Raw genomic sequence first — 26,373 nt, 5'->3', positions numbered from 1 at the left:
CGGCTAGCTCAATGTGGCAGGCGGGAGAGTCGGTTGAGACTGCACTTTCACCGACTCTCCCTGCTCACGATGCAGCCATACATCGAGCTGTTCGAAGGCGATCTTCACTCCCGCCTCCTTGAACAGCTCATCCACCCGACAATTCACCTCATCGGCGGCGAACAGGCGGTCCAACAAGTCGTTGACGAAAATTCGCAACTCGAAATTCAAGCTGTGCGGCCCATAGCTCAAGCAGAACACCTGAGGCTCCGGGTCATCCAGCACGCGGGCATTTTCATCGGCGGCTTGGCGCAATAGCCGATGCACCAACGGTAAGTCGGAGCCATGGGCCACTCCATAGGTCAGCACCACGCGGGTCACGTTATCAGACAGCGACCAGTTAATGAGCTGATCCGTGACGAAGGTCTTGTTAGGAATGATGATCTCTTTGCGATCGAAGTCGGTCACCGTGGTGGCCCGAATGCGAATCCGGCTGACCGTGCCGTGAAGATTCCCTAACGTAATGGTGTCACCGATACGAATAGGACGCTCGAACAGGATGATCAACCCCGAAATGAAGTTGGCGAAGATCTCCTGCAAACCAAAACCCAACCCCACGCTCAACGCCGCCACGAGCCACTGCAATTTGTCCCAAGAGACCCCCAACGTCGCCAGCGACATGACAATGCCCGTTCCCACGATGGTGTAAGAGAGCAACGAGCTAATGGCATAGGCGCTCCCTTGCTTGAGCGCCAAGCGTGACAGCACCATCACTTCGAGCAGGCCAGGCAGGTTACGGGCCATGATGAAGGTGACGGCGACCACCAGCAGCGCCGTAAAAAAGTCAGAAATAGAGAGCGCGTTGTCGACCAAATCGCCCTCGCCCGCCTCCCAAAGCGACACCTGATCCAAGTAACCCAACACCGAGAGCAGGTCCGACCACACCAAATAGAGCAGCGCACTGAAGCCAATCAGCAGGATCAGCTTGGAAAGACGCAGCGACTGGGCATTGATCTTTTCCATATCCAGCGGCGGCTCCTCGACCACCTCCAGCCCACCTTCGGCCCCCTCTTGCACTTGGGCGCGGCGCCTCGCCAGCGCTCGGCGATACGCCAGCCGACGGGCGGCCACGGCCAAACTGCGTACGACCGTCGCTTCCACCACGACCCAAAGCCCCAGCAAGTAGAGCGTAATGGCAAAGCGCGCCACCAGCCTGAGCGCCGTGTACTCGTAACCCCAAGCGACCAGCCCCATCAGCACCAGCGGCACGGCGGCCATCGCCAACCCCAGGATCAACCTGAAAAGCCGCACACCAAAAATCGGCACATGAGCAAGAATGAGCTGCGCCAGCCACCAAGCCATGGCCACCAGCCCGCTCATGAACAGCCCCATGGCCACTGGCCGCATGGCCAGCGGTGTTTCCATCTGTTCGGACATGGCCGCAATGGCCACGACCGGCACCAGGGCAACCCCCAGGCCGATCAACAGGCGGCGCAGCCGCGCGTTATACGCTGGCGCCCAGGTGAAGTGGCGCTCCGCCACACCATCGGGCACCAGCAAGCGCCGCCCCAGTGCGATCACGAACCAGCTCAAGCCAAGCTGAAGCAGCGCAGGCGACAGCCCTAGTGAAAGGCCACCCTCGACAGTGCGCAGGGCAACGCCCGCTCCCGCAAGCGCCAGCGGCCCCGGCGATGCCAACAGCGCATTGAGCAGGACGGCCTTGGGGGTATGCAGTTGGGTGTCGCTCTTCAAACGGCCAATTTGCGAATGAATCAGCGCCAAACGCTGTTTGATCCGACCACGTAAGGCGATCAATACCACGCTCAGCAGCAGCAACGGCGCGCCCACCAGCAAATCCCACGAGAGTCCCTGCCAGCGGGTCGGTAACACGGCACGCCACTCCCCTTCGTACCACTCCTGTTTGAGATGCTGGGGGAGTTGACGCAGCCAGTTCACGTCCAGCGGGCGGCTGTTGGCCACCCAAAAGAGCTGCTCATCGATCGTGGCGCGCAGATCGCGAGTAGTGGTGAGCAGCTGCTGTTGATTGAGCTGCAGCTCGATGGCTGAGCTCAGCAAACTGCCATAAGCCTGCTCGAGCTGCTCGACCAATTCGCGACGAGACTGATACAACCGGGTGAGAGAGTCTACCAAGCCCGGCGTGACATCGACCCCGGCTTCCTCCAGGCGCTGGGTGGCCAAGCGCTCCCCTTGGCGAAGCTGGTCACGCTGACGAATGAGGTCGAACTGTTTCAAACGCAGGTCGGCGATTTCGTCCTGTAAATCACGCCGCGGCACCACGTCCGGCAGCGACTGGCGCTGCTCGCGGAGAATACGCGACAGCAGCTGGCTGCCACGAATCGCTTCCATCTGCTCGTTGAGACTGCGCTGAAGCTGGCGAACATGCTCCAATTGGCGCTGCGCCTCGATGTTCTCCCGCACGATGCCATTGGCGCGGTCGGTTGCCCGCAGTAACTCTAGGCTCAGCGTTTGGTTAAGCTGCTGAGCGTTCAACACGACCGGATGCCCTTCCGCGATGAGTGGGTCATTCTTGGCCGCATCGGCAATGGCCTGCTCGGACTGAAGGCGTCGCTGGCGGTCGATGACGCCCTGCAGCAGGTTAAGCTGCTGCTCCTGCTGATCAATCTGCAAGGCCAGCAAGTCGCGGCGCTGCTGGGCCAGCTCGCGCAAGCGGCTGTTGGCACTCAGCTCTCGCTGGTTCAGGCTCACCTCTTGCTCAGCCAGTGCTCGCTCCAAGCGCCACTGAATGAGCTGCGCATCCTCACGGGCCGAGAGCTGGCGGTCGGCGAGCAGCGCCGCTCGGGTATCGTGCTCACGGCGTAGCGTTTCGGCGCGCTGCAGCGCATCGGAAATGGCCTGCTGTGCCCGTTCCGGCAGCGTTTGTGCCGCAAGCAGTTGGGAGTTCACTTCCGCCATTTGGCTCTGTAGCTGCTGCAGCTCGACTACGGCGTCCGCCTGCTCGGCCTCTAACGCCTCTAAAGGCATATCGCTGAGGCGATCGACCGATAGCTGCTGGCTCTCCTCTTCGGCATCACTCAGCTCGCGCTCCAAACGCAGCAGCTGGTCAGGCGCTTGGTTGACCCGCTGTTCCAGCGCCTGCTGACGCTCTTCGATGGCCTGCAGCCGCTCGTAGGCTTGCAAGGCAGCGGTCAGTGCCGCCTGATCGCGCTGCTGGTCTTCGGTGAGTTCGGTGTCGAGCGATTCCAGCGCCGCTAGGCGTTCGGTCAGCTCTGTTTGAGGAGGGACGCGCTCAACCGGAGTGCTTTGAGCAGTGGCGGTACCTGCTAACATCGCCACCATACATAGGCAGCCGATGGCCGCCTTTAGGGCATTTCTAACCACGTGACGGATGCCTCATTGACATGTCGACCCGCTAAGTCGGGCAAGGGGCTTATTGTCATAGGTAAGCCATCGTGACGCAATCTTGTCCGTGCCCCTTTGCATCGAGAGTTGACTTACACAGGCGGCCTGTATAGAAACAACGCTGGTATATCTCTACTCTTACTTTGCGAGCCACGTTGATGGTTACCCGAAAACTGCTGTTAACCGGTATGGCGGCCTTCGCGAGCGCGACCGTGCTCAGCCAAAGTGCCCTGGCCGATTCCCGAGAAGACATTGAGGCGCGTATTCAGGCACTCAATACCGAGCTTTACCAACTGCGCCAGCAACTGCAGCAAATCGAAGCGCCTGAAGAGGCGGCACGGGGTGTCGAACCGGAACCACTGCCGGTAGAAGCGGCGCTGGAAGACCTGAGCGAGCGACGTCAGTTGGAACAGGAGTCGTCGCGTAACCCGTTCTCGATCACCACGCACCGTACCAACTACCTGTTTCCCATCAGCTACAATTCGAACCAGAATGTCGAGAACTTTCGCAGCATTTCCGATGAAGTGCAGCCGGATAGCGGCGAAGTCAAGTTTCAGTTTAGTGCCAAGTTCAACTTGGCAGAGAATGTCTTTGGTGACATCGGCGACGTTTATTTCGCCTATACCCAGCGTAGCTGGTGGCAGGCCTACAATACCGACGCCTCCTCCCCTTTCCGGGAAACCAACTACGAGCCTGAAGTGTTCATCGACTTCGACAACGCCTGGAGTGGTCTGGGCTGGGTAAATACGCGCAATCGCGTGTCATTCATCCACCAGTCAAATGGCCGTTCCGACCCGCTCTCGCGGAGTTGGAACCGGGTATACCTGGAAAGCACCTTCCAAAGCGGTGATTGGGCGCTCACCCTTGCGCCTCATTGGCGCGTGCCAGAGTCAGAGAGCGACGATGACAACCCAGACATCGAGCGCTTCGTCGGCTATGGCGACATTCGTCTCGCCAAGCGTCTGCAGAACAATCATGAAGTTGCCGGTCAACTGCGCGGTAACCCCAGCGCTGGCAATTACGGCACGCAGGTCGATTACAGCTGGCCCGCATTCAATGGCGTTCGCGCCCATGTGCAGTACTATTACGGCTACGGGGAGAGCATGATCGACTACAACCATCGCGTGCATCGCTTGAGCCTTGGTTTCAGCCTCAACCCACTATTCAGCGCCACCGGGCTGAACCGTTAACCCGGTAGGGTTGTCTATCCGGTGACGACTGCTATGCTGGAGTCGTCACTCATTTACTCGTCAAAGGAAGACATCATGGCAAAACGTAATACAGACACCTCCGCCCGCGCTGACCAGTTGAAAGAGGATCTGCGTCACCTCAGCGAGACCGTCGAAGAGCTGATGAACGCCACCTCCAAAGACGCCAGCGGTGAAATGCGCGACCTGCGTGAGCGTGCCGAACGACGTTTGAAGGATACCCGAGCCCGCCTGGAAGCACGCGGCGAACGTTTCTACGAAGATACCCGCGAAACGCTCTCCGAGCAGGTCGACTGCTGTGACCGTTATGTTCGTGAAAACCCTTGGACTAGCATCGGCATCGGTGCCGCCGCTGGCCTTGTCGTCGGTATGCTGCTCGGACGTCGCTAATGGCTTTGGGTCCTACCCAACGCGTCTTTTCTGCCGCCAAACGCTTGCTAAAAACACTGGTTGCCAACAGTGAAACCCGCCTGCGTTTGGCGGTTTTGGAGTTAGAGGAAGAGCGCGCACGTCTATTGGTATTGCTGCTGCTGGCAGGCGCCAGCCTTCTGCTACTGCTACTTGGCGTCGCCACGCTAACCGCTTTGGTAGTCGTGCTCTTTTGGGATACGTATCGCCTGACCGCGATCAGCGTCAGCGCTGGCGTGCTCATTGCACTCAGCATTTTGCTGGCCGTCATTGCCCTGCGCCAAGCCAAGCGTCACACGCTGCTCAAAGAAACACTAAAGCAGCTCGCCGCTGATCGCGCCCTGCTGGAGGTGAATGAGGATGAGCCGTCATGACAGCGTCGTTAAACCGCCTACCCGAGCAGAGCGTAAGGCGGCATTACTGGCTGAGCTCGAGCAGCAGCGCATCGACATGCTGATCGACAGCGATACGCTTCTACGCGCGTCGTCGCCGCTGGACAGTCAATGGAAAAGCCTCAAGCTTCCCCTGTATGCCATCGGCGGCATCGCGGCTTTGCGCATTGCGCGCCATCCTGGCGGTGCCATGGCGGCTGGCCGTAAGGTGCTCGCAGGCTACATGCTCTTTAGGAAATTGAAGTTACTGACCAAAGTGGCGACGTGATCTCACATCATATTCGCTGAGCTGAGGCTTTAGAAAAGCCGCTGCGGAGCAACGCAGCGGCTTTTTCGTGCGCATCAATAGCGCCTAGCACGCTTGACCACAGGCGACGCCGCTGGCCCACGCCCACTGAAAGTTATAGCCGCCCAGTTGCCCCGTCACATCCAACACTTCGCCAATGAAGCGCAGCTGTGGTAGGTCTTTGACTTCGAAGGTTTTCGATGAGATTGCGTCGGTACTCACGCCCCCCATGGTGACCTCCGCCGTGCGCCACCCTTCCGTGCCTGCCGGTTTTAGCTGCCACTGGTTGAGCCGCTGGGCCCAAACATCGAGCGCATCGTTGCTATACTGCGCCAACGGGCTGGCCAAGTGAGCATCGGGGTACCACTCTTGCAGCGCCTGGGCAAAACGCTTAGGGAAACGCTCGCCTAGCCACGTCGACAGCAGCCTTTTTGGAGTTTCATGACGCGCATGACGCAAAGCGTCAGCCGCGTTTTCGCCCGGCAAGAGGTCGATGGAGATCGTGTTACCCGGCTCCCATACGCTGGAAATCTGCAGCATGGACGGCCCAGAGAGCCCCCGGTGAGTGAACAGCATCGGTTCGACGAAGCGCGCCTCCTTGCAGCTTACCGCCGTAGGCAGGCTGACCCCGGAAAGCGCTGCGGCACGCTCTTTCCAGCTATCGCTCAGGGTAAACGGAACCAGGCCGGGGCGAGTGGGCAGCACCTCCAGGCCGAACTGGCGCGCAATTTCGTAGCCAAAGCCCGTCGCGCCCATAGTGGGAATGGAGAGCCCTCCTGTGGCGACCACGACCACGCCTGCATCGATGGTACCCATGGAAGTGGTCAAGCGCATGCCCTCGCCTTGGCGCTCCAGTCGCGAGATGGACGTCTTGAGCGCCACTTCCACTCCCGCCCAGTCACACTCGGTCAATAGAACCCGGACGATTTCTTTGGCAGAGTCGGCGCAAAAGAGTTGCCCAGGCGCTTTCTCCACGTAGTCGACGCCGTGGGTATCGACCAGCGATACAAAATGTTCCGGGCGATAACGTTTCAACGCAGAAATGCAAAAATAAGGATTTTCAGAGTAAAAGTGTCCAGGCGCTGTATCAAGATTGGTAAAGTTACAGCGGCCTCCCCCAGACATTAGGATTTTTTTACCCGCTTTGTTTGCATGGTCGAGCACTAAGACACGTCGCCCGGCATAGCCAGCCTGTGCCGCACACATCAATCCCGCAGCACCCGCGCCGATGACCACGACGTCGTAGACCATAACAGAGGCTCCCAAGATGAAAAGTCGGGCATTTTAGCAGGTAAGACACCCTAAATTACTGTACTTTTTAAAAACCAATGTACAAGAAAAGCATAAGAAAAAACCTAGTCGCAACAACACCGCTGGGCGTTATGGCTAACGATTGCTCTCAGCTGCGCCTCCTGTTCAATACGATAGAGACACCTATGTTCGCTTTTAAACGCTTTTTTTGCTGCCTCTTGCTCCTGCTCGGATGGGCCGCTGGTGCCTATGCGCAATCGCAGCCACCGGTCATTGGTTACCACGTCAAGACCGAAACATGGTCCGATCCGCTGGAAGCGTTGGGCACCTTGAACGCCGATGAGAGCGTTACCCTATCCGCTACCGTCACGGACACCATCGCTGAAATCAATTTCGACGATGGCGAGCAGGTCGAGCGTGGCCGTTTATTGATTCGCCTCGAAGACAGCGAGGAGCAGGCGCTGTTACGGGCTGCCCAAGCCATTACCGATGAACGGCGTAACGCCTCTGGCCGCGCCTCGCAGCTACAGCAGCGCAACCTCGCGGCCAGAGCCGACGTCGAAGATACTCAATCCCAGCTTCGCCAAGCGCAAGCTGATGCCCAAGCGCTGGAAGCCCGCCTGGAAAACTATCGCATCCACGCGCCGTTCAGCGGCCGGGTGGGCTTTCGCAATGTCAGTGTGGGCGCACTCGTTACGCCTGGCATGGCGCTGGTGACTCTCGACAAGCTCGACGTCATGAAACTCGACTTCACCGTGCCCGAAGTATTTCTAGACCAACTCTCAGCTGGGCTGAGCCTGAGCGCCACCACCGCCGCGTACCCGGATGAAGTGTTTCGCGGCGAGATCTCGAGTATCGGCACCCGTATCGACCCCGTCTCCCGCAGCGTCAACGTGCGCGCCGAGTTGGCCAATCCTGACTTAAAGCTGCGCCCTGGCATGCTGATGGAAGTCATCGTGCAGCAGCGCGTGCGCGATGCGTTAGTGCTGCCCGAAGCCGCCCTTCAACCCAGCGGCAACCGCCATTTTGTCATGGTGATTCAACAGCAAGAGGCCCCGCGCTTAGAGCGTCGTGAAGTCGCTATTGGCGAGCGGCGCAGTGGAGAAGTCGAGGTGTTGGAAGGTATTCGTGAAGGCGACTTGGTCGTGATTCACGGCCTGCAGCTCGCCCGGGAAGGCCAGGAAGTACGCATATTGGGCATTGCCGATGACACGACGGACATTCGCTCGCTGCTGGAGGCTGATCGCTAATGCGTTTATCCGACATTTCCGTCCAGCGGCCCGTTCTGGCCATGGTGATTGCCGCCCTGATCATTGCCTTTGGCTTGCTGGCGCTCAACCGCTTGCCGCTGCAAGAATACCCTACGGTCGACCCGCCCATCGTCAGTATCGATACCCGCTACCCCGGTGCCTCTGCCAGCGTAGTAGAAACACGCATTACCCAAGTGTTAGAAGATCGCATTGCCGGGGTGGAGGGCATCGAACTCATCACCTCGCAAAGTGAAGATGGCCGCTCGCGCATCGAGATCGAATTCGCCATCACCATGGATATCAACGCTGCCGCTAACGATATCCGCGACCGCATTTCAGGCGCACTGCGCAACCTACCCGACGACGCCGACAACCCGGAAGTTACCAAAGCCGACAGCAGCGAAGAGATCGTCGTTTGGCTCAGCCTCTCGGGAGCGGACTACTCAATTGCCGAGCTCACCGACTACGCCAACCGCTTTCTCGTCGATAGCCTCTCGGTGCAGCCGGGCGTTGCCCGCGTTCGGGTGGGCGGCGGGCAGGATTACGCCATGCGCATCTGGCTCGACCGTAACGCCTTGGCGGCTCGCGGCCTCACCGTGGGCGACGTGGAAGATGCACTGCGGGCGGAAAACGTCGAACTTCCCGCAGGTTCGATCGAGTCCGACGACCGCCAGTTCATCGTCCGTCTGCCGCGCAGCTTCTCTACCGCCGATGATTTTCAGCGTTTGGCCCTGGCCCAAAGCAGCAACGGTTATTTGGTACGTCTTTCCGATGTCGCCCGCGTGGAAGTTGGGTCGGTGGAGGATCGCTCGGTGTTCCGAGCCAATGGCGTGCCCATGGTGGGCCTAGGGATGATCATGCAGTCCACCGCCAACGTGATCGAGCTGTCGGAAGCGGTGCAACAGGAGTTGACGCGACTACAAGGTACTCTGCCCGAGGGCATGTCGCTGGCTCTGAATTACGACGCCTCGGTATTCGTCTCCGGTGCCATCGAGCAGGTGGTGATGACCCTCTTTATCGCCATGGGGCTCGTGGTGGTGGTGATCTTTCTGTTCCTGGGCAACCTGCGCACGACCCTCGTCCCCGCCGTCACGGTGCCGATTGCCGTGATTGGCGCTTTCACGGCGCTCGCGGCGATGAACTTCTCCATCAACCTGCTCACCCTACTCGCCCTAGTGCTGGCCATCGGGCTGATCGTGGACGACGCCATTGTGGTGCTCGAAAACATCAACCGACGCATGCATGACTACGGCGAAACGCCGCTGGTGGCCGCCTTTCGCGGCACGCGGCAAATCGCCTTTGCGGTGATCGCCACGACGCTGGTGCTAGTCGCCGTCTTTGTGCCGCTCAGCATGCTGCAAGGCGACATTGGCCGGCTGTTCTCGGAATTCGCCCTCACCATGGCAGCGGCGGTGGTCGTCTCTACCCTGCTCGCGCTCACCCTAACGCCAATGATGGCCTCCAAAATTCTCAAGCCCGGCATGCACGATAGCCGCGTTGGCCAAGGCGTGCAGTGGCTGCTGGACGGCACCAAGCGCCGCTACCAGCGAGCGCTGGAAGTCGTGCTGGCGGCCAAGTGGCTGGTGGTCGCCCTGTTTGCGCTGCTGATTGCAGGCACAGCGTGGCTGGCATCGGAACTGCCCAATGAGTACACCCCGCAGGAAGACCGCGGCAACTTCATCGTGCTGGTCAACGGGCCTGAGGGAGCTACCTTCGACTACATGATGGATTACATGGATGAAATCGAAGCGCGGCTGACGCCGTTTGTTGAGAGCGGCGAGCTGGAGCGCGTGGTCGTGCGTGCCCCGCGCGGCTTCGGCAATATCGAGAACTTCAACAGCGGCTTCATCATCGTCAATATGGCCGACTGGGGCAGCCGCCGCAGCGCCTGGGAGATCATGGCCGACGTGCGCCAGCAGCTCCGCTCGCTGCCGGGCGTTCAAGCCTTTCCAGTGATGCGCCAGGGCTTTGGCCAGCGCACCCAAAAGCCGGTGCAGTTTGTGTTGGGCGGCGGCACTTACGAAGAGCTTGCCCGCTGGCGTGATCGATTGATCAATCACGTGCGGGAAAACAACCCGCGTTTGACGGCCATCGAGAGCAACTACGATGAAACCCAGCCGCAGCTGCGGGTCGATATCGATTACGAGCGTGCCGCCTCGCTAGGTGTGACCGTGACCGAGATTGGCCGCACGCTGGAAGTGCTGCTGGGGGGCCGTAACGTGACCCGTTACGTGGACGACGGCGAAGAGTACGACGTCATCGTGGAAGGCGACCGCAGCCGCCAAAACAGCCCCCGCGCGCTGGATAACATTCAGGTCCGCTCGGCGCGCACGGGCGAACTTATTCCACTGGCCAGTCTGGTCACGCTGTCCGACTTTGCCGGTGCCAGTACGCTCAACCGCTTCGACCGAGTACGCGCCATCACCATCGAAGCGAACCTCGCCGACGGCTACCCGCTGGGCGAAGCGCTGGCCTACCTGCAAGATACCGCCGACACCCTGCTGCCAGAAGAGGTACAAACCAACGTGGCGGGGCCATCCCGGGATTTCCAGCAGGCCAGCGGTGCGACGATGTTCCTCCTGGTGCTGGGTGCGGTGGTGGTGTTCCTGGTACTGGCCGCCCAGTTCGAAAGTCTCATCCACCCGTTTGTGATTATGCTCACGGTGCCGCTGGCCATGAGTGGCGCACTGCTCGCGCTGCTGCTCAGCGGCCAGTCACTGAATATCTACAGCCAAGTGGGCCTGGTGCTGCTGATTGGTTTGGCAGCCAAGAACGGTATCTTGATCGTCGAGTTCGCCAACCAGTTGCGCGATGAGGGCCAAGGATTTCGCTCGGCGTTGATTGAAGCCTCGGTCACTCGCCTGCGGCCCATTTTGATGACCGCCGTGACCACCATGGCGGGGGCTATTCCACTGATAATCTCCAGCGGCCCTGGGGCGGAATCGCGGTTGGTGATTGGCACGGTGATCATGGCCGGGGTTGGGGCGGCAACCGTCTTTACGCTGTTCGTCGTGCCAGTGGCCTACGATCTGCTGGCCCGCCACTCTGGCTCGCCTGGAGCAGTGAAGCGCCAGCTCGAAGAAGAAATCGCTAATGCGCCCACGGCTCAACACACGCCGCTTGATACGCCCGAGCGATAAAGCATAACCACCAGAAACACTAAGGGCGCCAACGCGGCGCCCTTAGTGTTTAATCGTCACAACGGCTGTGCTTATTCGCAGTCGCCGATGCGCTCGCCTTCAATCGCGGTGTTCATGGTCAGCTCACCCATGGGGGACTGCGTCAGAATATCCACGGTGCCTTCGATCTGCTCGCCCATGAAGCGCATTTCGCCGTCGATGGTGGCTTCGCCACCTTCAGCGCGGCATACCATGCTGTAGGAGAGGCCGTCGGCATTCATGTCTTGGTCAAGCAGCTCGCAGCCCTCTTCCTCTTCGATGAACCCAAACTCCGCGCCTTCCAGCTCTTCCTGCGTGATGCACTGACGCTCGGTTTCGGTTTGATCGGGAATCTGCATATCGCCGCTGACGCTGGTCACGCTGACGAACTCCCATTCGCCGGGCGTCACGTTGGGTGTTTCCGCCTGGGCGACCATCGGGAAGGCCGCTAGGGCCGCAACTGCCATGTATCGTTTCATCATCGCTTTCATCTCGCTAGGTGATTCGGGACAACCTGCCACTATCCTACCTGATTCGCGCCTCAGGTGCCTGCTTGCCAACAGCACTGCTACACTAAGAAACCATCATGCTGATGTACCACGAGTGTAACGCTAAAAAGGGCAAATACCATGCAAGACGATGCGTTAGTCAATCACGATTTTCACTGCCCTTATTGTGACACGCCACTCACCTTCGTGATCGACACCTCCCAGGGCAGCCACGACACCTGGGAGGATTGTCACCAGTGCTGTGCGCCCATTCAGCTACAGGTCATCGTCTCTCCCATGACCGGTGAGCTAGACGCCGTCATCACGGGGCGTGACGACGACGTCCTCTAGCGCTTTACCGCCCTGCCCTCAAGCCCCTTCGGCCTGCTGAATGGCTGCCAAACGCTTGGCCTCGCTGCGGCGCATGAAGTACCACGCCAGCAGCGTCGCCAACGACACCGTCAAAATGATCAGCGTCGCCAGCGCATTGATCTTCGGAGACACCCCCATACGCACGGAAGAGAACACCACCATCGGCAGCGTATTCGCACCGGGGCCCGACACGAAGCTGGCGATGACCAAGTCGTCCAGCGATAGGGTGAACGCCAGCAGCCAGCCCGCAGCCAGCGCGGGCGAGATCACTGGCAGCGTCACGAAGAAGAAGGTTTTGACCGGCGGTGAGCCTAAGTCCATGGCCGCCTCTTCGATAGAGCGGTCCACTTCCCTCAGACGAGCGGCCACCACGACCGCCACGTAGGCACTGCAGAACGTGGTGTGGGCAATCCAGATGGTCGCCATGCCACGGTCGGCGGGCCAGCCGATCAGCTGCGCCATTTGCACGAATAGCAGCAGCAGCGAAAGACCGGTGATCACCTCTGGCATGACCAGCGGCGCGGTCACCATACTCGAGAGCGCCGTTTTTCCCCGAAAATGGCCGTAGCGCGTCATGACGAAGGCAGCGACCGTGCCTAGGCACACCGCCATGCTGGCGGCAAAGAAGGCGATCTCCAGGCTGGTCCAAACCGCCGACAGAATCTGCTGGTCACGGAACAGCTCGCCGTACCACTGGGTGGAAAATCCGGCCCATACCGTCACTAAGCGAGATTCGTTGAACGAATAGACCACCAGCACGACCATGGGCAGGTACAAAAACAGCAGTCCCAGCACCAGCATCACGGTGGTAAAACTTGGGCGTCGACGCGATCTCATCATTCTTCAAGCTCCCGTGACTGGTAACGGTGGAACCACACGATAGGGACAAGCAACAGCAGTAGCATGACCATAGCGAGCGCCGAGGCCACGGGCCAATCCCGGTTGAGGAAGAACTCTTCCCACAGCACCTTACCAATCATCAGCGTATCTGGGCCGCCCAGCAGCTCAGGAATGACGAACTCCCCGACTGCCGGTATGAACACCAGCATCGAGCCTGCAATGATGCCCCCCATCGAGAGCGGCAGCGTGACTTTCAAGAAGGTGTTGAATTTACGTGACCCAAGATCCGACGCCGCTTCCAGCAGCGAGTTATCCAAACGCGTCAAGTGGGCATACAGCGGCAGCACCATGAACGGCAGGTAGGCGTAGACGATCCCTACAATCACCGAAAAATGGGTGTTCATCATCTGTAAGGGGGAGTCGATGATCCCCAAACCGATCAGCAGATTATTGATCAAGCCGCTATTGCTGAGAATGCCCATCCAGGCGTAGACCCGAATCAGAAATGAGGTCCACGATGGCAGCATGACCAACAGCAGCAGAATGAGCTGCCAGCGGCCCGGCGCACGCGCCATGGCATACGCCATTGGATAACCAATCAGCAAACACACCGCCGTGGCGATGAAGGCGGTCTTGATCGACCCCCAGTACGCCGCCACATAAAGGGAATCGGACAACAAAAACAGATAGTTGCCCACATTCAAAAAGATGTTCAGCGTTTGGTCGGCATACTCCACCAGCGGCCCATAGGGCGGTATGGCAATCGCTGACTCTGACAGGCTGATTTTCAGCACCAGCGCAAACGGGAGCAGGAAAAACAGCGTGAGCCACACCAGCGGGAACGCAATCACGGCGCGACGGCCTAGCTGCATCCGCTTGATCACGCTTGCAATGCGAGATGGCATCATAATAGGCAATCTCCTCTCAGCCACCCGGGCATTAGCGGTTCAGCACGATAGCGCTATGGTCTTCCCAATAAACGTACACGCTATCCTCCCAGGTGGGACGGTCGCCGCGACGCTCGGTGTTGGCCATGCTCACCTTGATCATCTGCCCTGAGGCGGTGCGCACGTAGTAGAGCGAGTAGCCGCCCAAATAGGCGATATCGTCCACTTTGCCTGCTTCCCAGTTGTACTCACACGTCGGCTGTTCGCGAGTCAGCCAGATTTTCTCGGGGCGCAGCGCTGCCCACACCCGACGGTCCACCGCTTGCGTGGTGATGCCGTGGTCGATGTAGATCGGCCGAGACAGCGCCGGTGATTCGATGCGGCAATGATCGGCGGCGTCTTCGATGATCTCGCCTTCGAACAGGTTCACCGTGCCCACGAATTCGGCCACCATACGGCTAGCGGGACTTTCATAAATATCCACTGGCGAGCCGACTTGCTCGATCCAGCCATCGGCCATGATCGCCACCCGATCCGCCATGGTCATGGCTTCTTCCTGGTCGTGGGTCACCATGATGCAGGTCACGCCTACCTGCTCGATGATCTCGACCACTTCCAACTGCATTTCGGTACGCAGCTTTTTGTCCAGTGCGCCCATGGGCTCATCGAGAAGCAGCAGCTTGGGTCGCTTGGCGAGCGAGCGGGCCAAAGCCACACGCTGACGCTGACCACCCGAGAGCTGGTGAGGCTTACGCTTGGCGAAGCGCTCCATGTGCACCAGTTTGAGCATCTGGGCAACCCGCGCATCGATTTCAGCTTTAGGTAGCTTGTCCTGCTTCAGGCCGAAGGCGATGTTTTGGGCCACGGTCATATGCGGAAACAGGGCATACGACTGAAACATCATGTTGATCGGACGCTTGTGTGGCGGCATCTCGGTGATGTTCTCGCCACTCAACAAAATGCGCCCTTCACTGGGCGTTTCGAACCCGGCCAGCATGCGCAGCAGCGTCGACTTACCCGACCCCGAGCCGCCCAGCAGGGCAAAAATTTCGCCGCGCTTTACCTGTAAATTCACGTCATCCACGGCAAGCGCATCATCGAATCGCTTGCTCAAACGCTTGACCTCTAAAACGATATCCTCGGCAAATCGAGGTGCCTTCCCCTGGGCGCGAGCCGGAGGAGGAACGGCAGACGAAGCAGAGGAGGCGTCGTTCGACAGGGGCGTAGTGACCATTCGCCACTCCCATCAAAAGGCCCGGTTAACCGGGCGATAAAAGACAAACAGCGAGCCGGGCAGCAGCCCGGCTCGCCGTCAGACGATGATTGGCATTAACGTCCAGATTTGACGCGGTTCCAGGTGCGCGTGCGAGCACGCAATAGTTCCTGGGGTTTCTCGACTTGAACGTAGAGATTCTTCATCACGTCGGTCTCGGGGTAAATGGCCGGGTCGTTGATCAGTTCATCGGACAGGTACTCGTTAGCCGCCAGGTTGGGGTTGGCGTAACGCACGTACTCGCTTATCTCAGCGGCGATTTCCGGGTCGAGGATGAAGTTGATGAAGGCGTGAGCGTTCTCGGGGTTCGGCGCATCCGCCGGCACCGCCATCATGTCGAACCAGAGGGCAGCGCCCTCTTTCGGAATGCTGTAACCGATGGTGAAGTCGCGACCCGCTTCTTCGGCACGCGCAGCGGCTTGGAAGATATCGCCAGAGTAACCTGCGGCCACGCAAATATCGCCGTTGGCGAGGTCAGACACGTAACGCGAAGAGTGGAAGTACGTAATGTTGTCACGAACGTTGGCGATCAGCTCACCGGCGGCTTCGATGTCTTCGACGGTCTCGTTCAGCGGATCCAAACCAAGGTAAACCATGGCCGGCGACAGCATTTCATCGCCTGAATCCATCATGGCCAGGCCGCAGCCTGCTTCGCTCAGCTGGGTGGTGATTTCCGGGTCGAACAGCAGTGCCCAGCTATCCAACGGAGCATCGTCACCGAGAATTTCGGTGACACGCTCGACGTTATAGCCGATGCCGTTCGTGCCCCACATGTAAGGAACGGAGTATTCGCTACCTGGGTCGATGGACTCGAGGTTGGCCATCAGCTCAGGGTCGAGGTTGTCCAGGTTGGGCAGCAGCTCGTGGTCCAGCGGCTGAAACACGCCTGCTTTGAGTTGGCGCGTAAAGTAGTAGGTTGACGGCACCACCACGTCATAGCCTGAACGGCCGGACAGCAGCGCTGCGTCGAGAATTTCGTTACTGTCGTACACATCGTACGTTACTTCGATACCGGTACGCTCGGTGAACTTCTCCAGCGTTTCCGGGGCGATATAGTCAGACCAGTTGTATACCCGCACTTCGTCAGCGTGGGCAGCGGCAGCCGCTACGGCGAAAGAGATGGCCGTAACGGCCCCTGAAAGTTTTTGGATGTTCCCCATTGACCTACTCCTAAAATGTAAAGTCCACACCACCACAGCCCACGTTCGGCCACCGGCTGTTCGTTGGCAGGTGTCGTCATGTGCACACCGAATCCAACTGAAAACAGCTTAGGCGATTATCGCAACCGTGCGAATTTTGCGGTGCAGTGCCGTCTATCGCAAGAGTAACTGAAAAATTCTTGTATTCAGGAGCCACCGCCCCCACCTCAAGGGTCGCTGACGGTAGCCACATCGTTCAATAGCCACTACCTATTGGAAAGATTCGCTTTTCCAATTTTAGCTATTAGTCGTAGTCCGCTACCATGAGCAACAACTTTTTCTACTGCCATTCACCTTTTGTGGAGACGTTCTGAATGTCTTTGATCAACACTGAAGTAAAACCGTTTAAAGCCACCGCTTACCTGAACGGCGAGTTTATCGACGTCACTGAAGCGGACCTGAAAGGTCAGTGGTCCATCTTCTTCTTCTACCCGGCCGACTTCACGTTCGTCTGCCCGACTGAGCTTGGCGACTTGGCCGATAACTACGAAGCCTTCAAGAAGCTGGGCGTCGAGATCTACAGCGTGTCTACCGACACTCACTTCACCCACAAAGCATGGCACGACAGCTCTGACACCATCGGCAAGCTCCAGTACCCGATGATCGCTGACCCGACCCTACAGATTTCTCGCAACTTCGAAGTTCTGATCGAAGAAGCAGGTCTGGCCGAGCGCGGCACCTTCGTCGTCGACCCGGATGGCAAAATCCAGATCGTCGAAATCAACGCTGGCAACATCGGTCGTAATGCAGAAGAGCTGCTACGTAAAGTGAAGGCTGCTCAGTACGTTCGTGAAAACCCGAACGAAGTGTGCCCGGCCAAATGGAAAGAAGGCGAAGAGACCCTTGCCCCGTCTCTAGACCTCGTAGGCAAAATCTAAATCGCCTACCGCTGCCTTAAAGGCAGCACGACACCCGGGCATTTGGCCCGGGTGTTTTGTTTAAGCACCCGTATCACCGCATCCCTGTTTTCCCTAGCGCCATCGGCTGCCCGACTAATTCGGCAGCGTGCGTTTTAGGTCGAGAACGACTTACTGCTGACTGCGAGGAAGCCACTGTCATGCTGGACGCCAATTTAAAAAATCAGTTGAAAGCTTACCTGGAAAAAGTGACTCAACCGTTCGAGATCGTTGCGTCCCTCGATGACGGTGCCAAGTCACGTGAATTGCTGGGTTTGCTGGAAGATATCAGCAGCCTCACCGATAAGATTACTCTGCACACCGACGGGCAAGACAGCCGTACCCCGTCGTTTGCTATCAACCGCCCCGGCGAAGAGACCGGCGTGGTATTTGCTGGCATCCCCATGGGCCACGAGTTCACTTCGCTGGTACTGGCGCTGCTGCAAGTGGGTGGCCACCCACCCAAGACTTCTCAAGAACTGCTCGATCAGATCAAAGCCCTCGACGGCGAGATGCTGTTCGAGACCTACTACTCGCTCTCCTGCCAGAACTGCCCGGATGTCGTGCAAGCGCTGAACCTGATGGCGATCTTCAACCCAAAGGTGCGCCACGTCGCCATCGACGGTGCGCTGTTCCAGGATGAAGTCGAATCGCGCGAAATCATGTCCGTGCCCAGCATCTACTTGAACGGCAAGCCGTTCGACCAGGGCCGCATGACCCTCGAACAGATTCTGGCCAAAGTAGATACCGGCGCTGCCGAACGTGAAGCCAAGAAGCTGAGCGAAAAAGCCGCGTTTGACACCCTCGTTATCGGCGGCGGCCCGGCAGGTGCGTCGGCAGCGATCTACTCTGCCCGTAAGGGCATCAATACCGGCGTTGCTGCCGAACGTTTTGGCGGCCAAGTTGCCGACACCATGGGCATCGAGAACTTCATCTCCGTCACCCATACCGAAGGCCCCAAGCTGGTCAGCGCCCTTGAAGAACACGTCAAAGAGTACGACGTCGACGTGATGAACCTCCAGCGCGCCACGTCGTTCAAAGCGGCGGAAGCCGAAGGCGGCCTGCACGAAGTCACTTTCGAGTCCGGTGCCAAGCTGAAAAGCAAGACCCTGGTACTGGCGACCGGTGCCCGCTGGCGTGAAATGAACGTGCCCGGCGAGCAAGAGTACCGCAACAAAGGCGTTGCCTACTGTCCTCACTGCGACGGCCCGCTGTTCAAAGGCAAGCGTGTGGCGGTCATTGGTGGCGGTAACTCTGGCGTCGAAGCCGCGATCGACCTAGCCGGTATCGTCGGTCACGTGACGCTGGTGGAGTTCATGGGTGAAATGCGCGCCGACGCGGTACTGCAGAAGAAGCTGAAGAGCTTGCCGAACGTGGATATCGTGCTGAATGCCCAAACGACTGAAGTCACCGGTGACGGCAGCCGTGTCAACGGCCTGACCTACAAAGACCGCAACACCGATGAAGTGAAGAGCATCGAGCTGGAAGGCATCTTCGTACAAATCGGCTTGGTACCCAATACCGAGTGGCTGAAAGGCTCGCCCATCGAAATGTCACCCCGTGGCGAGATCATCGTCGATGCCCACGGCATGACCTCGGTGCCCGGCGTGTTCGCCGCCGGCGATGTTACCACCGTGCCCTACAAGCAGATCATCATTGCCATGGGCGAAGGTGCCAAAGCATCACTGGGTGCCTTCGACTATCTGATTCGTAATTAAGCGAATGACTGGCTAAGAGGGCGGCCGTGCCGCCCTACTGAGTTCGTTCCCTTTGACGTGAAGACCGTGACGTCGCGCCCGCCTCCCTGCGGGCGTTTTTTTATGCGTGGGCGCTACACACCGAGCAGGCGGGGTCTCTCGGCACCTGAAAATGGCGCCACTGGCCGGTCAAACCATCGAAGGTAGATAAGCCTTGATGCGCCCTCCCCGCGCCGCTTAAAAACTTAAACGCCTCCACCGCCTGAAAGCAGCCAATCAGCCCCACCAGCGGGGCCATGACACCGCTCTCTGCACAGCTCAGCGCTTCGTCTTCGCTATCCCCTGGCGGGTATAAACAGGCGTAGCAGGGGCACGCCTCATCACGCGGGTCGAACACCGCCAGCTGGCCCGAAAAGCGAATCGCCGCGCCGGAAATCAGCGGTACGCCTGCCTGCTGGGAAGCGGCATTAATGGCATAGCGGCTGGAGAAACGGTCGGTGCAGTCCAGCACCACATCAGCTGAGGCCACCAGTGCGGTGAGCGCCTCGCCTTCTGCATGCTGCTCTACCGCCACGACCTGGCACTCAGGGTTAAGCGCTTGCATGCTCTCCTTGGCGGAGCGCGCTTTGTTCACCCCCAGGCTTGCCTGCTGATGGGCAATTTGGCGCTGCAAATTGGTTAGCTCGACATGGTCAGCATCAGCGATAGTGATGGTGCCTACGCCCGCCGCCGCCAGATAGAGCGCCACCGGCGAGCCTAGCCCGCCGGCACCAATAATCAGCGCATGGGCAGCACGCAAGCGCTCCTGCCCTTCAATGTCCACCTCAGGCAGCATGATTTGGCGGCTATAGCGCAGCAGCGCCTGATCGTCCATCATCGCGTTACTTATCCTCAAATTCCTCAAAGTCGGGGATGTGCAGGCTAAAGCTCTCCTTCACCTCCTCCATCACCACGTAGCTTTTCGACTCTTTCACGCCCGGTAATGTCAGCACCACATCGCCTAATAGCTGACGATAAGCGGCCATCTCAGGAATGCGGCACTTCAAGATGTAGTCAAACTGCCCAGAGACCAGATGGCACTCCTGAATCTGTGGCAGCTTCTCCACCGCACGGCGGAACTCGTCAAACACAGCAGGCGACTGGGTTTCCAGGCTAATTTCAACAAACACCAGCAAATTCGCCTTAAGCGCTCTGGGGTCAAGAATGGCTTGGTAGCCACGGATAATGCCCGCACGCTCCAGGCGCTTGACGCGCTCTAAGCAAGGGGTTGTGGATAACCCAACCTCTGACGCGAGGTCTACATAAGAGATGCGCGCGTTTTCTTGCAGGCAGCGCAAAATTTTCAGGTCGATACGGTCCAGCGTTCTATTTTTTGGTTTCATGGCAGGATCCAATACTGATGAATCAGGCAGTTAGTCGAGATGCCCCAGGGTAACCCGTTCATGGCCGCCGATGTCTTGCACGCTTTCAACGTTTTGATAGCCCGCATGAATCAGCGCTTGGCGAACGAGGGGCGCCTGCTGGTAGCCGTGCTCCAGCGCCAGCCAGCCGCCCGACGAAAGAAACCTTTGCGCAGCGGTGATCAGATGCAGCAGGTCGGCCATGCCATCGGCCCCGGCCACCAGCGCTGAACGCGGCTCGAAGCGCACGTCACCTTCGGCTAAATGCGGGTCGTCGGCTGCGATGTAAGGCGGATTACTGACGATGATGTCAAAGGCCGCGCCCTCAGGCGGCGCCGTCAGCGCGGCAAACCAGTCGCTTACCAGAAAAGTTGTGTTGGTGATGCGCAGCGACTGAGCATTGTGAGTGGCTAGTGCCACTGCTTCCGGGCGAACATCGACCCCAACGACCTGCCATGCCGGTCGTTCACTGGCAAAGGCTAGCGCGATGGCCCCGGTGCCCGTGCCCAGGTCTAGCAGCCTGCCGCCGGACATTTTGGCACGCGCCAGCACGGCGTCCACTAGCGTTTCGGTATCGGGGCGGGGAATCAGCGTGGAGGGAGAGGTCGCCAGCGGCAACCCCCAAAACTCGCGCTCTCCGGTCAAATAAGCCACCGGCTGGCCCAGGGCGCGGGCGGCGACCAGTGCATCAAAGCGGGCATGTTCCCAAGTCGGGCATTCACCATCGCCCCAGGTGTATAGCCATGTGCGGCTGCGCCCCGTGGCGAAGGCCATCAGCACCTCGGCATCGATCCGTGGCGATGGCGAACCGGCGCGCTGCAGCCGCTGGGCCGCGCTGTTCAGCAAGGCATCGAACGTCATTACGCGTCCTGCAGGGCCGAAAGCTGTTCCGCTTGGTACTCGTGAATCAGCGGCTCGATCACGTCGTCCAACTGCTCACCGCTCACTACTTCGGTCAGCTTGTAGAGCGTCAGGTTGATACGGTGGTCGGTAATGCGCCCCTGAGGAAAGTTGTAAGTGCGGATACGCTCGCTGCGGTCACCAGAGCCTACCAACGAGCGGCGGGCATCGGCTTGCTCCTGGCGCTGGGAATCCACGGCGTTGCGCTTGAGCTTGGCGGCCAGCAGCGACATCGCTTTAGCGCGGTTCTTGTGCTGGCTTCGCTCTTCCTGGCACTCCACCACCACGCCGGTGGGCAGGTGGGTAATCCGAATCGCGGAGTCGGTGGTGTTGACGTGCTGCCCACCGGCACCGCTGGAGCGGTAGGTATCGACCCGCAAATCGGCCGGATTGATATCGATATCGCCCACTTCGTCCACCTCGGGCATCACCGCGACGGTGCACGCTGACGTGTGGATACGCCCCTGGGATTCGGTCGCCGGTACGCGCTGCACCCGGTGAGCGCCCGATTCGAACTTGAGCCGTGCATAAACGCCATCGCCCTTCACCCGGGAGATCACTTCTTTATAACCGCCCTGCTCGCCGTGGCTAGCGCTAACAATTTCGACGCGCCAGCCGCGCTTTTCCGCATAGCGGGAGTACATACGAAACAGGTCGCCCGCAAAAATCGCCGCTTCATCGCCCCCGGTGCCCGCGCGCACTTCCAAGAAGACGCCGCGACCATCGTCCGGATCTTTCGGAATCAGCAGGCGCTTGAGTTCTGCATCGAGCGTTTCCAACTGCTCGCGGCCATCGAGAATCTCCATCTCGGCCAGCTCGCGCATCTCGGGGTCGCTATCGCGGCTGAGCTGCTCGGCCTCGGCAATGCCCTGTTCCACGTCGAGGTAGCGTTTCCACGCGGCGACCAGCTCTTCGAGTTCAGCGTACTCACGGGAGTAGTCGCGAAAGCGCTGCTGATGGTTGATCACCTCAGGATCGGACAGCAGCATGGCCAGCTCTTCGAACCGGTCGGAAAAGCTGTCTAAACGTTGGCGCAAAGTCTCTTTCATGCGGGCGTATCATCCTTCTGGCGTTTTGCCGAGGGCGCAGGCTGCTCGAAGGCGGGCTTCGGTGGTAGCAGCAGGCGCGGCGCGGCGCTGAGCAAATCGTGGTTTTCCTGGGCGGCCGCTTCGCGAATGGTCAGCGTCGGCTGATGCATGAAGCGGTTAGCGAGCTGGTGCGCCAAACGCTCGACCACTTTGTCAGGGTCTTCGCCTTTGGCCAGGCGCTCCAACGCTTGGTCGCGGGCTTGGTCGCGCAGCGATTCACCGTGACGCCGAAAATCGCGAATCACCTCGCCCCCGTTGCGTACCCGCCGCTCCTGCTGCCAGCTCCCCACGCCGTGTTCGATCAGCGACTCGGCTTGGTCGGCCGCAACCTGGCGATGACGCCGATTTTCTTCGATCACCTCTTCCAGGTCATCGACGGTATAGAGGAACACGTCCGCCAGCTCCCCCACTTCCGGCTCGATATCCCGGGGCACGGCGATGTCTACCATGAAGACTGGGCGATGGCGGCGCTTTTTCAGCGCCCGCTCGACCATACCCTTGCCCAGAATCGGCAGCGGCGAGGCAGTGGAAGAGATGACGATGTCGGCGCGTTCCAGCGCATCGGGAATCTCCGGCAGCGTAATCGCCGTCCCCCCCAGCGAGGAAGAGACCTGCTCGGCACGCTCTCGAGTACGGTTGGCAACGGTGAGCTGGCGCACCCCGGCTTCGTGCAGGTGACGGGCCACCAGCTCGATGGTCTCACCGGCCCCAATCAGTAACGCGTTGGCGCGGCTGAAATCATCGAATATGCGGCTAGCCATGCTCACGGCAGCATAGGCAACGGACACCGGATTTTTACCGATGCCAGTTTCGGTGCGCACCTGTTTGGCCACGGCAAACGTGTGCTGGAACAGGCGCTCCAGCTCACCGCCCAGGCCTTTGGCCTGACGCGCCTGCTGATAGGCCTCTTTCAACTGGCCGAGAATTTGCGGCTCGCCCAACACCATGGAGTCCAGACCAACGGCCACGCGCATCAAGTGCCGAGCGGCGTCGTTGTCGTGGTAGTGGTAAGCGCAGCGGGAGAGTTCTTCCACGCGTAAATTGTGAAAACGACCCAGCCAGTCCAGCACGGTCTGCTCACCGGCGGCATCCGTCACACAGTAGAGTTCCGTGCGATTACACGTCGAAAGCACCGCCGCTTCGCTGATGTGCGGCAGGCTACGCAGCTCGGCCAACGCGCTTTCTAGCTGCGTCGGCGTAAAAGCTACCTGCTCACGCACCGCTACGGTGGCAGTACGATGATTGATTCCCAGGGCAAGAAGCGTCATGGGTTATGCGTCTTCGCTAGTGGATCGGTCGTCACGTCACTGTCGGTCATTGTTTCTTGGCTTGCTGATACAAGTCTAAGAGAGCAGCCTATTGAGTGAATTGCGCTGACTCGGCTCTTTTTCAAGGTGGATCATTCTATCACAGCCGAGCATCTTCTGGCGCACACCACTTTGCCGCAGGCAGCCAAGCCGCTATGCTGAACACTCGGCCACTTGATCGAGATACGCATGCCCCATCGCGCAACACTTCTGGGTATTCCCCTTTCGTTTTCGGGTTTTCCACTGTTTCCCCTGGCCGCCACGCTGCTACTGAGCGGCTGCCAGCTCTCGCCTGCGCTGCTGGGTGACGACGAGCACGCTCGCGTCGAAGACCCCATGGCCTCGGCGCCGCCCGTCACGCGCGGGTTAGATGCCGCTGGGTTGAGCACCCTGCTGGCAGCGGAGCTGGCCGGGCAGCGCGGCGACTATCGCTATGCGGGGCAAGGCTATCTCGACGCCGCGCAGCGCTATCCCTCACCGGGGCTTGCCGAACGCGCTACCTTCGCCGCTCGGTTTGGCAACGACGCTGCTCTAATGGAAGCCTCGGCGCTGCGCTGGCGGGAACTCGACCCCCGCGCAGAAACGCCCAATCGCCTGCTGGCATCGCTGTCGCTGCAGCGGGGCGACTGGCTCGACAGCCTCGAGCAGCGGCTCGCCATTGCTGAAGCAGATGGCAACGGCGAGATTGCTACCTTCGCTGAAATTGCGGTGGCCGAAGAGGCACCGCTGCGGCTACTGGCACAGCAGTTACGCAGCTATCTGGCCCAGCCCGGAATATCTGAACGCGAGTTTCATAGCGACGTACTGCTCGGCACGGCACTGATCGAAGCTGCCTTAGGCGAAACGCAAACGGCCCAGCGCTATTTAGATGAAGTAGAGCAGCAGGAGCCCGAGTCCGCCGCCCTGTGGCTGGCGAAAGCCCGCTTAGCGCTGGAAACCGGCGACCACCGTGGCGCCCAGCAAGCTGCCCAACAGGGCTTGAGCCTAGCCCCTGACGACGTACGCTTCATCCTGATGCTGGCGCAGGCGGAAATTCGCCTCAACAACATCGCTGCCGCCGAAGTGCAAACCAACGCGCTGCTCGATAGCCACGGCGGCAACCAGGATTTGCGTATCGCGCTGGCGCAGCTCTACTTAGAAGAGGGCCACAGCGAGCCTGCCTACCGGTTACTGCAACCGCTGATCGGTCAAGAGAACATCCCCAACGTCGCCTACTTTCTGATGGGCGCGATTGCGCAGTCGCAGGGTGAAGTGGACAACGCCCTTCTCTACTACCGCCAGGTACACGAGGGCGAAGAGTTCCTGCCCGCCCGGGCCGCTGCCGCCAACATGCTGATTGAAGACGACCGCCTGCTGGACGCCCGTGCGTTCTTGCGCATCGAGCGTATGCGCCACGACGCCTATTTCGGCGACTTGGTCCGCTTAGAAGTGCAGCTATTGGACGAACTCTCACTGCAAGAGGACGCCACGGCGCTGTTGGATCGCGAAATCACCCGCACGCCGGATGACACTAGCCTGCTCTACCTACGCGCCATGCGCGCCTGGGAGATGGGTGACTTGGCAGGCATGGAGCGGGACTTACGGCAAATTCTGCGCACCGAGCCCAACAACGCCGATGCGCTGAACGCGCTGGGCTACACCCTCGCTGACCTCAACCTCCCCGGCAGGCTGGAAGAGGCCCGCGACCTCATTGAGCGTGCCTACGAAGCCGACCCGGATAACCCGGCGGTGCTCGACAGCATGGGGTGGGTGTACTTCCGCCTCGGTCAGCCCGACGACGCGCTGGCATGGTTGGAAAGCGCCTACGCTCAGATGCCCGACCAAGAAATTGCCGCCCACTTGGCTGAGGTGCTGCACTCGCTGGGCCGTAGCGACGAAGCGCGGCAACTCATCGAGCGCGTTCTTCAGCGCGCGACGTATCATCCGCAAATAGACGACCTGCTCGAGCGCTATCCTGAACTTACCCCCTCGCGCACGCCCTAAGGCATACGTTTTGTGGGCGCGCGTCACCGCCGCCCGCGTTTCCTCTCTATCGACAGCACGGACATGGAGCCAGTTATGTTGACTTCTTTTTTGCACAGCACGCCGACCTCGCCACGCTACCGCTCTGCACGCCTATGGGTAGCTGCGCTGGCCATGGCCGCACTGGCGGGGTGTGCCAGCCAAGCGCCCGTCGATGAGAGTGGCCGTCAAGCCGGACAGTGGGAGCGCCAGCAGGCCGAGGTGGAAGCGTTCGATAGCTGGACGCTGGTCGGTAAAGCGGGTCTGCGCACGCCCCAGGAGAACACCAGCGCCAACCTGGACTGGAACCAAACGCCCTACTACTTCCGCATGCTGATCAGCGGCCCCTTCGGTGGCGGCCGCAGCGTTCTGGAAGGCCGTGAAGGACGTTTCTCACTGACCACCAGCGAAGGCCGTTTCGAAGCCGAAACCCCCGAAGCCTTGATGGAAGAGCAGCTTGGCTGGTCGTTACCGGTGCGCGCCATGCCCGACTGGGTGCGCGGCCTGCCCGGCGACCACGCCAGCTACCAGCTCGAAACCGACGAGCTGGGTTTCCCCAGCTTCTTGCAGCAGGACGGCTGGGACATCGATTACCGCGACTGGGAGCAAGCCGAAGGCATGTGGCTGCCGCGCCGCTTGGTGATGAACTACGGCGACGTGCGCATTACGCTGGTCGTCAACCAGTGGCAGGCGACGGAATAAGCTCCTCGGG

General features: G+C 59.7%; 23 protein-coding genes. 11 read left to right on the top strand and 12 right to left on the bottom strand.

Features of this window, described 5'->3' with window-relative positions; translation table 11 throughout:
- Window positions 1–3 precede the first annotated feature (3 nt).
- Window positions 4–3,339, bottom strand: coding sequence for a mechanosensitive channel MscK (mscK, locus tag NH398_RS06210; protein ID WP_366070167.1), 3,336 nt, complete (start codon window positions 3,337–3,339; stop codon window positions 4–6).
- A 179-nt stretch (window positions 3,340–3,518) separates the two neighbouring features.
- Here mscK and NH398_RS06205 point away from each other — a divergent pair, with 179 nt between their 5' ends.
- The 4 genes from NH398_RS06205 to NH398_RS06190 all read left to right on the top strand — a co-directional run bounded on the left by NH398_RS06205 (window position 3,519) and on the right by NH398_RS06190 (window position 5,636).
- A complete protein-coding gene (locus NH398_RS06205; RefSeq protein WP_159341673.1) occupies window positions 3,519–4,550 on the top strand; it encodes a phospholipase A in 1,032 nt (343 codons plus the stop codon).
- Window positions 4,551–4,625: 75 nt separating this feature from the next.
- Complete coding sequence (locus tag NH398_RS06200) at window positions 4,626–4,958, top strand: DUF883 family protein (protein ID WP_159341672.1); 333 nt, start codon at window positions 4,626–4,628, stop codon at window positions 4,956–4,958.
- The gene (locus tag NH398_RS06195; protein ID WP_253017246.1) at window positions 4,958–5,350 is read left to right on the top strand and encodes a phage holin family protein; all 393 of its coding nucleotides are present in this window, start codon (window positions 4,958–4,960) and stop codon (window positions 5,348–5,350) included. Before NH398_RS06200 ends, NH398_RS06195 begins: the two co-directional genes overlap by 1 nt.
- On the top strand, window positions 5,337–5,636 hold the full coding sequence (locus NH398_RS06190) for a YqjK family protein (protein WP_253017245.1): 300 nt from the start codon (window positions 5,337–5,339) through the stop codon (window positions 5,634–5,636). Before NH398_RS06195 ends, NH398_RS06190 begins: the two co-directional genes overlap by 14 nt.
- An 84-nt stretch (window positions 5,637–5,720) precedes the next feature.
- On the opposite strand, the gene NH398_RS06185 is transcribed toward NH398_RS06190, so the two are convergent.
- Complete coding sequence (locus NH398_RS06185; protein ID WP_253017244.1) at window positions 5,721–6,905, bottom strand: NAD(P)/FAD-dependent oxidoreductase; 1,185 nt, start codon at window positions 6,903–6,905, stop codon at window positions 5,721–5,723.
- Between the two features lie 185 nt (window positions 6,906–7,090).
- Between NH398_RS06185 and NH398_RS06180 the strand changes: the two genes are divergently transcribed.
- Window positions 7,091–8,155, top strand: a complete 1,065-nt coding sequence (locus NH398_RS06180) for an efflux RND transporter periplasmic adaptor subunit (RefSeq protein WP_253017243.1) — start codon at window positions 7,091–7,093, stop codon at window positions 8,153–8,155.
- Window positions 8,155–11,295 carry an efflux RND transporter permease subunit gene (locus NH398_RS06175; RefSeq protein WP_253017242.1) on the top strand — a complete coding sequence of 1,047 codons (3,141 nt, stop codon included), beginning with the start codon at window positions 8,155–8,157 and terminating at the stop codon, window positions 11,293–11,295. The genes NH398_RS06180 and NH398_RS06175 overlap by 1 nt, the downstream gene beginning before the upstream one ends.
- A gap of 71 nt (window positions 11,296–11,366) precedes the next feature.
- Here NH398_RS06175 and NH398_RS06170 read toward each other — a convergent pair whose 3' ends face one another.
- Window positions 11,367–11,780: a DUF3617 family protein gene (locus NH398_RS06170; protein ID WP_253017241.1), complete on the bottom strand. Its 414-nt coding sequence runs from the start codon at window positions 11,778–11,780 to the stop codon at window positions 11,367–11,369.
- Between the two features lie 162 nt (window positions 11,781–11,942).
- Between NH398_RS06170 and NH398_RS06165 the strand changes: the two genes are divergently transcribed.
- Entirely contained in the window at window positions 11,943–12,152 is a 210-nt protein-coding gene (locus NH398_RS06165) for a CPXCG motif-containing cysteine-rich protein (RefSeq protein ID WP_159341666.1), read from the top strand.
- An 18-nt stretch (window positions 12,153–12,170) separates the two neighbouring features.
- Here NH398_RS06165 and NH398_RS06160 read toward each other — a convergent pair whose 3' ends face one another.
- The 4 genes from NH398_RS06160 to NH398_RS06145 form a co-directional block, all read right to left on the bottom strand.
- Window positions 12,171–13,013: an ABC transporter permease subunit gene (locus NH398_RS06160; RefSeq protein WP_253017240.1), complete on the bottom strand. Its 843-nt coding sequence runs from the start codon at window positions 13,011–13,013 to the stop codon at window positions 12,171–12,173.
- A complete protein-coding gene (locus NH398_RS06155) occupies window positions 13,010–13,921 on the bottom strand; it encodes an ABC transporter permease subunit (protein WP_253017239.1) in 912 nt (303 codons plus the stop codon). The genes NH398_RS06160 and NH398_RS06155 overlap by 4 nt, the downstream gene beginning before the upstream one ends.
- 31 nt (window positions 13,922–13,952) lie before the next feature.
- Window positions 13,953–15,134, bottom strand: a complete 1,182-nt coding sequence (gene potA, locus NH398_RS06150) for a polyamine ABC transporter ATP-binding protein (RefSeq protein WP_159341663.1) — start codon at window positions 15,132–15,134, stop codon at window positions 13,953–13,955.
- 95 nt (window positions 15,135–15,229) lie between these two features.
- A complete protein-coding gene (locus tag NH398_RS06145; protein WP_159341662.1) occupies window positions 15,230–16,333 on the bottom strand; it encodes a polyamine ABC transporter substrate-binding protein in 1,104 nt (367 codons plus the stop codon).
- 353 nt (window positions 16,334–16,686) lie between these two features.
- Here NH398_RS06145 and ahpC point away from each other — a divergent pair, with 353 nt between their 5' ends.
- Together ahpC and ahpF are read left to right on the top strand one after the other, a co-directional pair.
- Window positions 16,687–17,250: an alkyl hydroperoxide reductase subunit C gene (ahpC, locus tag NH398_RS06140; protein ID WP_159341661.1), complete on the top strand. Its 564-nt coding sequence runs from the start codon at window positions 16,687–16,689 to the stop codon at window positions 17,248–17,250.
- Window positions 17,251–17,429: 179 nt separating this feature from the next.
- Complete coding sequence (ahpF, locus tag NH398_RS06135) at window positions 17,430–18,986, top strand: alkyl hydroperoxide reductase subunit F (protein ID WP_159341660.1); 1,557 nt, start codon at window positions 17,430–17,432, stop codon at window positions 18,984–18,986.
- Between the two features lie 100 nt (window positions 18,987–19,086).
- On the opposite strand, the gene moeB is transcribed toward ahpF, so the two are convergent.
- Genes moeB through hemA form a run of 5 tightly spaced genes read right to left on the bottom strand, consistent with a single transcriptional unit; the run spans window position 19,087 to window position 23,621 of the window.
- Entirely contained in the window at window positions 19,087–19,842 is a 756-nt protein-coding gene (gene moeB, locus NH398_RS06130) for a molybdopterin-synthase adenylyltransferase MoeB (protein WP_253017238.1), read from the bottom strand.
- Window positions 19,843–19,846: 4 nt separating this feature from the next.
- Window positions 19,847–20,347 carry an Lrp/AsnC ligand binding domain-containing protein gene (locus NH398_RS06125; RefSeq protein WP_044628221.1) on the bottom strand — a complete coding sequence of 167 codons (501 nt, stop codon included), beginning with the start codon at window positions 20,345–20,347 and terminating at the stop codon, window positions 19,847–19,849.
- Window positions 20,348–20,377: 30 nt separating this feature from the next.
- A complete protein-coding gene (prmC, locus tag NH398_RS06120) occupies window positions 20,378–21,226 on the bottom strand; it encodes a peptide chain release factor N(5)-glutamine methyltransferase (protein WP_253017236.1) in 849 nt (282 codons plus the stop codon).
- A complete protein-coding gene (gene prfA, locus NH398_RS06115; protein WP_253017234.1) occupies window positions 21,226–22,314 on the bottom strand; it encodes a peptide chain release factor 1 in 1,089 nt (362 codons plus the stop codon). The genes prmC and prfA overlap by 1 nt, the downstream gene beginning before the upstream one ends.
- Complete coding sequence (gene hemA / locus NH398_RS06110; RefSeq protein ID WP_253017232.1) at window positions 22,311–23,621, bottom strand: glutamyl-tRNA reductase; 1,311 nt, start codon at window positions 23,619–23,621, stop codon at window positions 22,311–22,313. The genes prfA and hemA overlap by 4 nt, the downstream gene beginning before the upstream one ends.
- Window positions 23,622–23,849: 228 nt before the next feature.
- Between hemA and NH398_RS06105 the strand changes: the two genes are divergently transcribed.
- Window positions 23,850–25,643 carry a tetratricopeptide repeat protein gene (locus NH398_RS06105; protein WP_253017231.1) on the top strand — a complete coding sequence of 598 codons (1,794 nt, stop codon included), beginning with the start codon at window positions 23,850–23,852 and terminating at the stop codon, window positions 25,641–25,643.
- 75 nt (window positions 25,644–25,718) lie between these two features.
- A complete protein-coding gene (gene lolB / locus NH398_RS06100; RefSeq protein WP_253017229.1) occupies window positions 25,719–26,363 on the top strand; it encodes a lipoprotein insertase outer membrane protein LolB in 645 nt (214 codons plus the stop codon).
- The last annotated feature ends 10 nt before the right edge of the window (window positions 26,364–26,373 follow it).

Source organism: Halomonas sp. CnH100-B (assembly GCF_024124605.1).
Taxonomy (GTDB): Bacteria; Pseudomonadota; Gammaproteobacteria; order Pseudomonadales; family Halomonadaceae; genus Vreelandella.
The sequence above is the reverse complement of the archived record's forward strand: the minus strand, read 5'-3'. Positions and strand labels throughout refer to the sequence as shown.

Bases quoted from the DNA above. Each gene is read 5' to 3' on its own strand.
- NH398_RS06205 (WP_159341673.1), top strand. From the start codon at position 3,519: ATGGTTACCCGAAAACTGCTGTTAACCGGTATGGCGGCCTTCGCGAGC.
- NH398_RS06200 (WP_159341672.1), top strand. From the start codon at position 4,626: ATGGCAAAACGTAATACAGACACCTCCGCCCGCGCTGACCAGTTGAAA.
- NH398_RS06195 (WP_253017246.1), top strand. From the start codon at position 4,958: ATGGCTTTGGGTCCTACCCAACGCGTCTTTTCTGCCGCCAAACGCTTG.
- NH398_RS06190 (WP_253017245.1), top strand. From the start codon at position 5,337: ATGAGCCGTCATGACAGCGTCGTTAAACCGCCTACCCGAGCAGAGCGT.
- NH398_RS06185 (WP_253017244.1), bottom strand. From the start codon at position 6,905: ATGGTCTACGACGTCGTGGTCATCGGCGCGGGTGCTGCGGGATTGATG.
- NH398_RS06180 (WP_253017243.1), top strand. From the start codon at position 7,091: ATGTTCGCTTTTAAACGCTTTTTTTGCTGCCTCTTGCTCCTGCTCGGA.
- NH398_RS06175 (WP_253017242.1), top strand. From the start codon at position 8,155: ATGCGTTTATCCGACATTTCCGTCCAGCGGCCCGTTCTGGCCATGGTG.
- NH398_RS06170 (WP_253017241.1), bottom strand. From the start codon at position 11,780: ATGGCAGTTGCGGCCCTAGCGGCCTTCCCGATGGTCGCCCAGGCGGAA.
- NH398_RS06165 (WP_159341666.1), top strand. From the start codon at position 11,943: ATGCAAGACGATGCGTTAGTCAATCACGATTTTCACTGCCCTTATTGT.
- NH398_RS06160 (WP_253017240.1), bottom strand. From the start codon at position 13,013: ATGATGAGATCGCGTCGACGCCCAAGTTTTACCACCGTGATGCTGGTG.
- NH398_RS06155 (WP_253017239.1), bottom strand. From the start codon at position 13,921: ATGATGCCATCTCGCATTGCAAGCGTGATCAAGCGGATGCAGCTAGGC.
- potA (WP_159341663.1), bottom strand. From the start codon at position 15,134: ATGGTCACTACGCCCCTGTCGAACGACGCCTCCTCTGCTTCGTCTGCC.
- NH398_RS06145 (WP_159341662.1), bottom strand. From the start codon at position 16,333: ATGGGGAACATCCAAAAACTTTCAGGGGCCGTTACGGCCATCTCTTTC.
- ahpC (WP_159341661.1), top strand. From the start codon at position 16,687: ATGTCTTTGATCAACACTGAAGTAAAACCGTTTAAAGCCACCGCTTAC.
- ahpF (WP_159341660.1), top strand. From the start codon at position 17,430: ATGCTGGACGCCAATTTAAAAAATCAGTTGAAAGCTTACCTGGAAAAA.
- moeB (WP_253017238.1), bottom strand. From the start codon at position 19,842: ATGATGGACGATCAGGCGCTGCTGCGCTATAGCCGCCAAATCATGCTG.
- NH398_RS06125 (WP_044628221.1), bottom strand. From the start codon at position 20,347: ATGAAACCAAAAAATAGAACGCTGGACCGTATCGACCTGAAAATTTTG.
- prmC (WP_253017236.1), bottom strand. From the start codon at position 21,226: ATGACGTTCGATGCCTTGCTGAACAGCGCGGCCCAGCGGCTGCAGCGC.
- prfA (WP_253017234.1), bottom strand. From the start codon at position 22,314: ATGAAAGAGACTTTGCGCCAACGTTTAGACAGCTTTTCCGACCGGTTC.
- hemA (WP_253017232.1), bottom strand. From the start codon at position 23,621: ATGACGCTTCTTGCCCTGGGAATCAATCATCGTACTGCCACCGTAGCG.
- NH398_RS06105 (WP_253017231.1), top strand. From the start codon at position 23,850: ATGCCCCATCGCGCAACACTTCTGGGTATTCCCCTTTCGTTTTCGGGT.
- lolB (WP_253017229.1), top strand. From the start codon at position 25,719: ATGTTGACTTCTTTTTTGCACAGCACGCCGACCTCGCCACGCTACCGC.